This window comes from Nocardia sp. NPDC052254, from assembly GCF_040679495.1.
GTDB lineage: Bacteria > Actinomycetota > Actinomycetes > Mycobacteriales > Mycobacteriaceae > Nocardia.
The window spans coordinates 261,843-272,114 of the sequence record NZ_JBFAUW010000007.1 but is presented as its reverse complement, the minus strand read 5'-3'; the positions used below and the strand labels follow the sequence as shown (position 1 = coordinate 272,114).

Here is a 10,272-nt window from a genome sequence, read left to right as displayed (position 1 = left end):
CGCACCGGTCCGCCGCCGAGCGTTGGCGGACCAGCAGGTCCGGTTCCGGCCGGATCGTCGGGGACCGTCCGTACCGGGCGGCCGGAGGAAGTCGTCGTGGGCAGCCATGCATCGGCGAACATCGCAGCCGAACCCGCAGTGCCGTCCCATATTTCGTGCATCGGCGGGGTGTTGCGCATCTACCTGTGGCGACTGTGCATCCCCCACGGTGGCAGCGACGATCGTCGCGACGGGGCCGCGCGCACGGCGTCCACTACCCGCGTCCCGTCAACCGGAGTAGTGCCCAGCCGCGACACGGTCTACATCTCAACTCGCGACGATCGATTCGTAATACGAGAACTGATGCCCCTTCGAAGAACAGTAGAAGCTGCCGTGAAATCCGACCCCGCAGGTAGCGCCCGCATGATCGACAGTCCCTGTTCCGATGTCGGGGTTGCCGCCGGGCAACGTGTTGGGTGTCCCGGCGTCGAAGCCGGGACGCGCCGGCAATGCTGTGGCGTCGATGACCATCTCCCGAACCGGAAACGGCATCGGCACCGCGACTCCGCCGAACGACACCGAGGTCAACAACGGTCCCACCGGGTCGGTCAGGTCGCATCCCACCGCACCACCGGCATCGATCGAACATTGAAAGCGGCCGTGGCTGAAATAGACGGTGTCGGAGTCGGCCTGGGCCGTCGGAGCCGTCGAGACCGCGAGCGCGGCGGCGAACGCGACCATACCGAGTGCCTTGTGCATGATGCGAATCATCAACTCTCCCTGGTCTGTTCGTGAAGCGTTGCGCTTCCGACGAATCCGGGTCTCCCGGGTCTCATGACGTCGAATATCGCATACCGAACGGCTCTTTCAGGGCAGAAAGTGGAAGTCTCGACGATCTGTGGCGGACGGTTCATCGGAGGTGATGTTCGGGATCGGTGATGTATGTCAGCACGCTGTGCCAGCGGGACCGCGGATTCTTCAGCGCGGCGGGGTCCACCGATGTCATCGCCTTCAGGGTTCGGGCCCGCGCGCCTTCGGGATCGAACGGTGGCTCAGCATCGCCGGCCCACTCGACGTCGAAGTGCGGACGCTCTGCCTGGAGGATGTACAGGAAGTGCACGAAAGACCGTAGCGAGCTGTTCCACACGTAGATCTCGGAATCGTCGGGCAGGCAGTAGACCGTGCCGGTCTCCGGGTCGAAAGCGATGTCGTCGTAAGGGATCATGCCGATGCTGATCCACCGGTCGGCTCCCGGCGGGACGACGGAATAGCGATCCGCCGGCGGGTCTTCCCGGTCCCCGACGCACTCGAAGCGCTCGGCGATCTCCGGGTCCATGTCGAACCACGGGTTCTCCCAGACCGGAAGGCCCACCGTTCGCAGGACTTCCCTGGCGTCCGAATCCACGACCACTCCGACATTGCCCGCCGGAACCGTCACGAGTTCGTCCGGGGCGAAGACGGTCTCGAGCATTTCCCGGGTGAGAGCGGAGGGACTGTTCACGCACTGTTCCTGTCACTGGCGGCGGTATCGGACGATCGACGGTCACCGACACTATCGACCGGCACGCAGGCCGGGCAGCAGTCACACCCAGCGCTGGGCAGCCCCGCCCGATTCGACGCAAGGAGGTGAAATCACGCCGCGAACAACGACCACGGGTCCGATACCGTGGTCGGCGGCTCACCGCATCCGAAGAAAGGCTCGCCGTCCGATGGGTAATCGCTGGTTACGTCGCCTGTCCCCCGCCGCGGAGGACGGATCCCACACCCTGGTGTGTTTTCCGCACGCCGGTGGCTCCGCCATCTCGTTCGGATCGCTGGCCAAATGGGTCGGACCGGAATACGACGTCTTCGCCGTTCAGTACCCGGGTCGACAGGACCGCAGGCTCGAACCGCTCATCGACACCATCGACGATCTCGTGGCGGGGCTGCTTCCCGAGCTCGCGGATGCGGCTCGGGCGGCGGAGAGTTTCTCCATCTTCGGCCACAGCATGGGATCCGTCGTGGCTTTCGAGGCATGCCGGCGACTGGAGCAGCAGGGCATGACCGCCACGGCCCTGTTCGCTTCCGGCCGGCGCGCCCCGTCGTGGACGCGTTCGGACCGGACACCGATCCACACATTCGGTGATCGGGATTTGGCGGACCATCTGTTGAATTTCGGTGGCACACCGGCAGCCCTGCTCGAGGATCCGGAGTTTCGGGAATTGATCCTGTCGATCACCAGAAACGACTATCGAGCCATCGAGACTTACCGGTGCGCGCCGGACGCACTCGTCGGATGCCCCATGGTCGCCCTGACCGGTGACCGTGACCCCGATGCGAGTCTCGCCGATATCGAATCGTGGAGCGCGCACACCTCCGGCAGCTTCGTCACGAAGTCGTTCCCGGGCGGTCATTTCTACCTCGACGCGAATGCCCGCGCGGTAGCTCAGCTGATCAGGGACCAGAGTTCACGAGCGCTGTCGCGGTAGTCGACGACACCACCCAGCGCCTGGGTGCGTCACGGTCGGCCCGCTCGGCCGGTCACACACAAATCCCGATACCCATCGATATCGGCCGCGACAACGCCCGCACGCGACAGACGTCCGACCTCGAAGGTAGCCGGGGGCCGGAGTTCCCCTCCGAATCCGGCCCCCAGCTCATGATGCGGTCGGTCCGCGGTGACTCCGGGTGGGTCGATTTCCGGCACGACCGTGCGGACAGGGCGCCGACGTGCACCGGCGGGATACGGACGGACTGATGGACGCCGGGTACGAATACCGCGACGGAGCGGTCGCGGCCGTCTGTTCAGGGGAAGCGGCGGGGCCGATCACCGGCACAGTGTCGGATACGGTACTCATTTCTCGCCTCACCTGCTGATCGCACCACTCGGCTCGGTGGACAGACGGGTGCCCTGGGCACACGTGTCCTGCGAGCTTCTTGCGTCCAGCCAGGGGAATGAGCCGCCCAGCTTGGGACCAGCAAATCATGGGAGTGCAACATGTCGCAATTCCGCTACATGGGACGGCGGGTTTCTCACAGACCACCGATCCGGTCGGGGAAAGGTAGCCGTCACCCCGTCCTACCTGCGGGTTCGTGACTCCGGTCTCCTCCCATGGCGATCGACGAGCCCGGCGTGTTTGAGTGGGACCCATGGAATCCTCGAGCGCCGCGCTACCGCTGGATGCGTTGCCGTACCCCCCGGGGCGGCTGCCGATCATCGGTGATGTGGCCAGTGTGGACCGGCACCGGCCGACACAGCACGAGCTGAAACTCGCCCAGGGCGGGCTGGGCCCAATCTTCCAGCGGAAACTGCTCGGCACTCGGCTCGTGATCGTGGCCGGTGGGCGCTTGGCGGCGCAGTGCAACGACGAAGCGGCCTGGGGCCGCGTGCTGCTGGGACCGCTGGCGAAGCTGCGGCCGCTCGCCCCGCACGGCATGTTCACGGCGAGTTCGCGCGATCCGCTGTGGGGACAGGCGCGGCGCATCCTCACCCCGGGGTTCGCCCAGGCCGCGATGCGTACCTATCACGATGCGATGGCCTCGGTTGCCGACGATCTGGTGACCGAATGGACGGCCGCGGGTGGCGCGAGCGTGGACGTGCATTCGGCGATGACGCGCGCCACCCTCGAAGTGATCGCACGCGCCGGGTTCGGCCGCGACCTGCGGTTGTTCGACCCCACCGGCGAGGGCACCGACTCGCACCGGTTCGTCCGGGAACTCGGCAGCACCCTGCAATGGGCGTCGGAGTCGACCAACGACATACCAGTCGTCGGCCATGTGCGGGAAGCACTTCGGGCCCCGGCCGTGCGCCGCGACATCGCCTCCCTGCAACAGTATGTGGATCAACTGATCGCGGACCGGCAGCGCGAGAACACCAGCGAGGCAACCGATCTGCTCGGCCTGATGCTGACGGCGGCGGATCCGGAAACCGGAGAACGGCTGCCGGCGGCCAATATCCGGGATCAGACCCTCACCTTCCTGATCGCCGGGCACGAAACGACCGCCGCCCTGTTGGAGGTGGCAGTGCATCACCTGGCCCGCGACGCCGACCACCAGCGCCGAGTCCTGGCCGAAATGCCCTCGCAGACAAAGAGTCTCGACTACGAAGATGTGACCAAGATGCGGTTCACGCGGCAATTCCTCAACGAATGCCTGCGCCTGTGCCCGCCCGCACCGGGCTATTTCCGGATCGCACGCACCGATCAGAATCTCGGCGGCTATCGGATCCCCGCCGGCCGTGCCGTATTCGTGCTCGCGCTGGCCGCACAGCGCGATCCCGAGGTGTGGGGCGCCGACGCCGAGGACTTCGCCCCGGACCGTTTCGATTCCGCCGCACTGCGCGACTTCCCCGATCGGTTCTTCCAGCCGTGGGGTACCGGCCCGCGCTCGTGCATCGGGCGCGCCTTCGCACTGCACGAGGCGACCCTGATGCTCGGCCGGCTGGTGCACGCCTTCGATCTGCGCACCGCCTCCGGTGCACCGCTCACCCTGCGCGAGCGCGGGACGTTGCGCCCCGAACCGTTCGAATTGACCGCCCGCGGCCGCGCTGTGGCCGCCACGACCGAGAGCTGAGCGTTTCCGCCGATGTCATGGTTCCTGATCGAGGCCCTGGGGTCACTGGACACCCCGATGACCATCCTCGCCAAGGACGGCGAGCGCCGCGATTGGGTTTCGTTGCGTTCGCTGCAGCGCAACGAGGGTGTCGATGCCGGTGAACCGACCGACCGGGTCCGCCGATCGGGGTCGGTCTTCGACCAGATCGTCTCCGGCCGCGGCGGTCGACGCCGGGTGCGGGCCGTGCCCGTCCTCGGTCCCGAGGGCGAGGTGTATGCCCTGCAACTGTGGATCGGCGCACCGGACGAGCCTGTTCCCGAACCCCGGCCGGCCGCCGGAATCGGTTGGTACGCAGGAGATCTCCAGGTTCAGCAACGCCTGGAATCCTGGATGATGAGCACCGACGATGCGGACGGATTCAAACGCGTGCGCTCACCGGGCGAATTCTTCCGCAAGGTCGTGAAATTCGACGACGCCACCGCCCTGATCGCGCTCGGCACGAGCCCCGAGCCCGATGCCCGGTTCACCTCGAACATCACCGTGCTGCACGACAGCGGCCATCTGATGAACTGGCAGATCTTCGCCCGCGGCCGCACCGATCTGGACCGGCCCGGACTGCGCGGGCTGACACATGATGTCTCCGATGTGGAGCCGCCCGCACTCGGCCCCCACGAGGCACTGGGCCTGACCGACGAACCGGGGCCGGACACACCCGCGGCGGCGCTGATGGCGTTCCCGCTCTCCGGCGCCCCGCTGATCGCGCAATGGATCGGACACGTTCCCACCTGGATCGACTGGCAACGCGAGGGCGACGCCGAGCTGATCCACCGCGAGGACTGGGAGGCGGTGGCCAAGACCGCGATCATGCTGCAACCCGGCATCCCCGGCACCAAGGCCGTCACCGCGGCCCGCTTCCGCGCCCACACACCGAGCGGCTGGCAGCCGGTCACCATCACTTCCCGCCGCTATCCCGGTGAGGTCGGACACCGGCTGCACATCGTCCGGATCGCGCGGGCCGGATGAGCCCGCTCGGCGGCTCCGGCACAACGGAAGCGGATGGTCCCGATCCCCCACGGTGACTACCCTTTTCGCGTGACACCCACTCGATGTACCGGTCGCTTCCTCCGGACACCGTCCTGCCGGGCACATGAGCCGGTGGCCCGCCCATGACCGCGTCCGGGAGCGAGCAGTCCGTATCCGACAGCATCCTGTTCGGGGATGTCCTGGTGACCCGCACCGACGGATGTGTCACCGCCCGTCTGGAATCCGATGACACCCTCGTCGTGACGATCGAGCGGCAAGGCCCTCGGACACGAAAGAACGTGCCGATCGGGACGCGCGATCCCGGCCGGCTCACCGCACGGGTGAACGAACGGGACATCGTCGTGACCCCGGGCTCGGGCGGGATGTTCAAGCGGACGTACCGCGTTCTGGTGCACATCGGTGACCGGCTGCTCAGCATTCGTCCCAAGACCGTGGACACCTGCGACTTCGTGGCCGGAAAACCACACGAGGCCGAGAAGGCCTTCGGTGAACTCCGCGCCCGGCCGGACGGCTCCCTCGAGATCTCCTGGGCCGCTCCCACGACGATCGCGGTACTCGGCACAACGATCGAGCCGCCGGAGCCCACGGCCGAGGATGTTCTCATCGGCTGTGCACTCGCCGCGGCCTTCGGCACCGGCGCGCTGTCGCTGACCGCCATCGCGATGGGCCTGGTCGCCGCCGCGATTCCGGGATGAGGCCGTTGCCCGAGGTAGATTTCGCGCCCGAACTCGAGTAGTTCTACTCGTGGTCCTCGCGCCGGCAACGGCGAGGCTTGTCGCATGTACTCGGCGCACGGAAATTCCGCACAGTTCCACGGCCCCCGCGATGGGTATCCGGCGATCGCCGCGGCCGGTCGGCACCGGACACCGCTGATTCTCGGGTTGCTCGCCGGCACGCAGGTGACGGTGGTGCTGGGCGCGCTCGCCCTGCGGCTGGTCACCCCCGGGTGGATGTTCGTGATGCTGCTCTTCGGGGGATTCCTCGTGGTGCTGGCGCCGATCGTGATCGGCGCGGTGTTCGGTGGTTACGCGCTGAGCAAGGGCGGGCCCGCAGTGCGGGCGGGTGCGGTGGCCGCGATCGCGGCCACCGATCTGTCGTTGCTCGCGTTCGCGGCGACGCTACCCGACATCACCGACAACGCGGCCGATACCGCCGCCCCGATTCTCGTGCTGGGGTCGGACAGGCACGAGTTCGCCTCGTCGACTGTGACCGTCTGCGGTGATATCGCCGGTATCAGCGCGGTGTGTCACCTGGTGGCGGTGGCTACCGTGATCTGTCTCGGCATCACCGCCATGTGCCGGGAGAGACGGCCTGGCTAGGCTCGACGGCAACTGTTTCACGACCGGGAATCGACCATGGCCGACTACGCACACACCGACCACGCCGGCAAGGGCCGGGCCGAGAAGGCGCGCCGACTGGCCGCATATCTCTGGCAGCGCGACATCTCCGGCACCGACCTGGCGGTGCTTCCGGCCGCGACCCGGCGCAAACTCGCCCGCGCCGCGGATGCCAATCCCCCGAGTACCGACGAGACCTGGACACTGGTCGGGGCGCTGCTCGACGAGAAGGACGCGTGGGCCGCCCGGAACCCACAGCATCCCGCGGCCCGCCGCGATTTCGCCGACGAGAAGATCCTGTGGGTCAAACCGCCGGTCACGCCGTGGCTCACCGGTGGCGGCGAGGGACCTGCCGCATCCTCTTGACGCAAGAAATGAATAGGGTTTCACTTCTTGAATGACCGACTACGAGAATCACTCCGGCACCCGTCCGGCCGCGTGGCGCGAAGATCTGCGTAGCGGAGCGGATTCACTGTTCGCCGACCGCCCCACCCCCGAGCAGGGCCCCGACTATCACACCCTGACCTACGAGGTGACCGGCCGCATCGCCCGCATCACCTTCGACCGGCCCGATCACGGTAATGCGATCACCGCCGACACCCCGATCGAATTGGCGCACGCGGTGGAGCGCGCCGATCTGGATCCCCGGGTGCACGTCATGGTGGTCTCCGGACGCGGGAAGGGCTTCTGTGGCGGGTACGACCTCTCGATATTCGCCGAGAACGGCCTGGCCCCCACCGCCTCCGCCGCACCCACCGCCGGCACCGTCCTCGATCCGGCGGTGCAGGCTCGCAACCACAATCCCTGGGGCACTTGGGATCCCATGGTCGACTACCAGATGATGAGCCGGTTCAACCGGGGATTCTCCAGCCTGCTGCACGCGAACAAGCCCACGGTCGCGAAACTGCACGGCTTCGCCATCGCCGGCGGCACCGACATCGCACTGTTCTGCGATCAGATCATCTGCGCCGACGACACCAAGATCGGTTACCCGCCCACCCGGGTGTGGGGTGTACCCGCAGCGGGCATGTGGGCACATCGGCTCGGCGATCAGCGAGCCAAACGGCTGCTGTTCACCGGCGACTGCCTCAGCGGCAGGCAGGCCCACGAGTGGGGGCTCGCGGTGGAATCCTGCCCGGCCGGCGAACTCGACGACCGTACCGAGCAACTGCTGCAACGGATTTCACAGATGCCGATCAATCAGCTGATCATGGCGAAACTGGCACTCAACAGCGCGCTGCTGGCCCAGGGCGTGGCCAATTCGAGCATGGTCGGCACGGTCTTCGACGGCATCTCCCGGCACACCCGGGAGGGATACGCCTTCCAATTACGTTCGGCCACCGCAGGTTTCCGCGAGGCCGTTCGCGAACGCGACGAACCGTTCGGCGATTGGAAGCGAGCCCGGTTCTCCTCGCCCGGCGACTGACCGGTCATCCGATCTCGGTCGCGCGCTCGGCCTCCGCGGCGACCTTCGCCGCCAGCGACCGCACGGCCCGCGCCTCGGCCGCACTGAGCCGATCGACGAACAACCGCCGCACCAGTTCGACGTGATGGGGTGCGGCCCGCTCCAGGGCCCGGCGCCCGGCCTCGGTGAGGCAGACCAGGCGGCCCCGCGCATCGTCGGCGGCCGTACTGCGCTGCACCAGCCCGCGCGCGTCCATCCGTGCCAGATGCTTCGACAACCGGCTCTTGTCCCAGCAGATCTGCGCACCGAGATCGCGCGCCCGCAACGTGCCGTCGGGCGCCGCCGACAGCGCGACCAGAATCTCGTAATCGGAGACCGACAATCCGTCCCGGGCCAGTCCCGCCGCCATCGCCGCATCCAGTCGCTGCCGCAGCCTGATGAACGCAGACCAGGTCTGTTGCTCCTGATCATCCAACCATCGCACCATGGGAATGATCCTATCGAGCTATTAGTTGACATGGACACGAACCGCCCGAGGAGGACACCATGCCAGCGATCACCGTCGACGACATCCTGGTGCTGCCACGGCTGCCGCGCCCCGAGGCGAGCATGCGGCAGCGGCCGGTACGCACCGTCACGACCGCGCACAAACAGCTCGAAGGCGCCGGATTCGAGGTACGCCGCCCCTTCCCCAGCCTGGACGTGCGCTCGGCCGACCCGTTCATCCTGCTCGACCACATGGGCCCGGTCGCCTATGAGCCGTACGAGGCGAAGGGCGCGCCCTGGCATCCACATCGCGGCTTCGAAACCGTCACCTACATGCTCGACGGCACCATGGTCCATCACGATTCCAACGGCGGCGGCGGGACCATCTCCGAGGGCGACACCCAGTGGATGACGGCCGGCTCCGGGATCCTGCACGACGAACTCCCGGCCGAGGATCTCGTGATCTCCGGCGGGGTGTTCCACGGCGTGCAGCTGTGGGTCAATCTGCCGCGCTCACTGAAGATGGCGGATCCGCGGTACCAGGATCTGCGCGCGAGTGAACTGAAGCTGGTCACCTCCCATGACGGCGGTGCGCTGGTGCGCATCATCGCGGGTGCGGTCGGGGGGTTCGAGGGACCGGGTTCGACCTACACCCCGATCGCCTACGCGCACGCCTCCATCAGCCCCGGCGGGCGCCTGGAGACGCCATGGCCGCAGGACTTCACGGCGATGGTGTACGTCCTGTCCGGCAGCGGATCCGTGGGCGCGGAAGGCCGTCCGCTCACCGAGGGGCAACTGGCGGTCCTGGGACACGGGGACGCTGTGGCGATCACCGCCGACGACCACCAGGACGGCCCCACCGGTCAGCTGGAGGTGCTGCTGCTGGGAGGTGCGCCGATTCGGGAGCCCGTCGCGCAATACGGCCCGTTCGTCATGAACACCAAGCAGGAAATCATCGATGCCGTAACGGATTTCGAGGCCGGTCGAATGGGACATATTCCGGCGGAACACATGACAGGCAAGCGGTTGGGTGAATGAGCGGCTCTCGGCCGCCCGGTTGACAACGACGGTCGCCATCGAAACAGTAGACTCGGCGGTTCCCGGCCCTCCACTGCGGGGAGTGTGGCCGGCCCGTTGTATCAACCGCAGCTGACATCGAGGAATACATGAACGTTCGCAGGCTTTACGTGACCGCCGGCACGGGCTTGATCACCCTGGCCGCCCCGATCGTCCTCTCGGCTCCGGCCTCGGCCGACGGGTTCATCCCGTCCGGCTCGGCCGGTACGGGGTCGTCGGGTATCGATGACGCCGTCGGCGCCACCGGGTCATCGGGTCTGACACAGACCGGTTCGGCAGACGGCACGTTCAAGAACTGTGACGAAGCCCGGGCCGCGGGCCGTGCCCCACTGTTCCGCGGTGAGCCCGGCTACTCGCCGCACCTGGACCCCGACGGCACCGGTATGGCCTGCCCGACAGCCTGATCGGCAC

Annotated in this window: 12 protein-coding genes; 9 read left to right on the top strand and 3 right to left on the bottom strand. The window is 67.3% G+C overall.

The window, feature by feature from the left end; all coding sequences use genetic code 11:
• Positions 1–306: 306 nt before the first annotated feature.
• Complete coding sequence (locus AB0L57_RS20045) at positions 307–738, bottom strand: hypothetical protein (RefSeq protein ID WP_364964095.1); 432 nt, start codon at positions 736–738, stop codon at positions 307–309.
• 151 nt (positions 739–889) lie between these two features.
• Entirely contained in the window at positions 890–1,480 is a 591-nt protein-coding gene (locus AB0L57_RS20040; RefSeq protein ID WP_364964092.1) for an SUKH-4 family immunity protein, read from the bottom strand.
• A gap of 208 nt (positions 1,481–1,688) precedes the next feature.
• Here AB0L57_RS20040 and AB0L57_RS20035 point away from each other — a divergent pair, with 208 nt between their 5' ends.
• The 7 genes from AB0L57_RS20035 to AB0L57_RS20005 all read left to right on the top strand — a co-directional run bounded on the left by AB0L57_RS20035 (position 1,689) and on the right by AB0L57_RS20005 (position 8,319).
• Positions 1,689–2,447, top strand: a complete 759-nt coding sequence (locus tag AB0L57_RS20035) for an alpha/beta fold hydrolase (protein ID WP_364964090.1) — start codon at positions 1,689–1,691, stop codon at positions 2,445–2,447.
• Between the two features lie 661 nt (positions 2,448–3,108).
• Entirely contained in the window at positions 3,109–4,530 is a 1,422-nt protein-coding gene (locus AB0L57_RS20030) for a cytochrome P450 (RefSeq protein WP_364964088.1), read from the top strand.
• A 12-nt stretch (positions 4,531–4,542) separates the two neighbouring features.
• Positions 4,543–5,535: a GAF domain-containing protein gene (locus AB0L57_RS20025; RefSeq protein WP_364964085.1), complete on the top strand. Its 993-nt coding sequence runs from the start codon at positions 4,543–4,545 to the stop codon at positions 5,533–5,535.
• A 143-nt stretch (positions 5,536–5,678) separates the two neighbouring features.
• Entirely contained in the window at positions 5,679–6,251 is a 573-nt protein-coding gene (locus AB0L57_RS20020; protein ID WP_364964082.1) for a hypothetical protein, read from the top strand.
• An 84-nt stretch (positions 6,252–6,335) separates the two neighbouring features.
• Positions 6,336–6,875, top strand: a complete 540-nt coding sequence (locus AB0L57_RS20015; protein WP_364964080.1) for a hypothetical protein — start codon at positions 6,336–6,338, stop codon at positions 6,873–6,875.
• Between the two features lie 36 nt (positions 6,876–6,911).
• Complete coding sequence (locus AB0L57_RS20010; protein WP_364964077.1) at positions 6,912–7,259, top strand: hypothetical protein; 348 nt, start codon at positions 6,912–6,914, stop codon at positions 7,257–7,259.
• A gap of 31 nt (positions 7,260–7,290) precedes the next feature.
• The gene (locus AB0L57_RS20005; protein WP_364964074.1) at positions 7,291–8,319 is read left to right on the top strand and encodes a crotonase/enoyl-CoA hydratase family protein; all 1,029 of its coding nucleotides are present in this window, start codon (positions 7,291–7,293) and stop codon (positions 8,317–8,319) included.
• A 4-nt stretch (positions 8,320–8,323) separates the two neighbouring features.
• Here AB0L57_RS20005 and AB0L57_RS20000 read toward each other — a convergent pair whose 3' ends face one another.
• A complete protein-coding gene (locus tag AB0L57_RS20000) occupies positions 8,324–8,785 on the bottom strand; it encodes a MarR family winged helix-turn-helix transcriptional regulator (protein ID WP_364964071.1) in 462 nt (153 codons plus the stop codon).
• A 59-nt stretch (positions 8,786–8,844) separates the two neighbouring features.
• Here AB0L57_RS20000 and AB0L57_RS19995 point away from each other — a divergent pair, with 59 nt between their 5' ends.
• Positions 8,845–9,822 (top strand): pirin family protein, encoded by a 978-nt coding sequence (locus AB0L57_RS19995; protein ID WP_364964069.1) that lies wholly within the window; start codon positions 8,845–8,847, stop codon positions 9,820–9,822.
• Between the two features lie 128 nt (positions 9,823–9,950).
• On the top strand, positions 9,951–10,265 hold the full coding sequence (locus AB0L57_RS19990) for an excalibur calcium-binding domain-containing protein (RefSeq protein ID WP_364964067.1): 315 nt from the start codon (positions 9,951–9,953) through the stop codon (positions 10,263–10,265).
• The last annotated feature ends 7 nt before the right edge of the window (positions 10,266–10,272 follow it).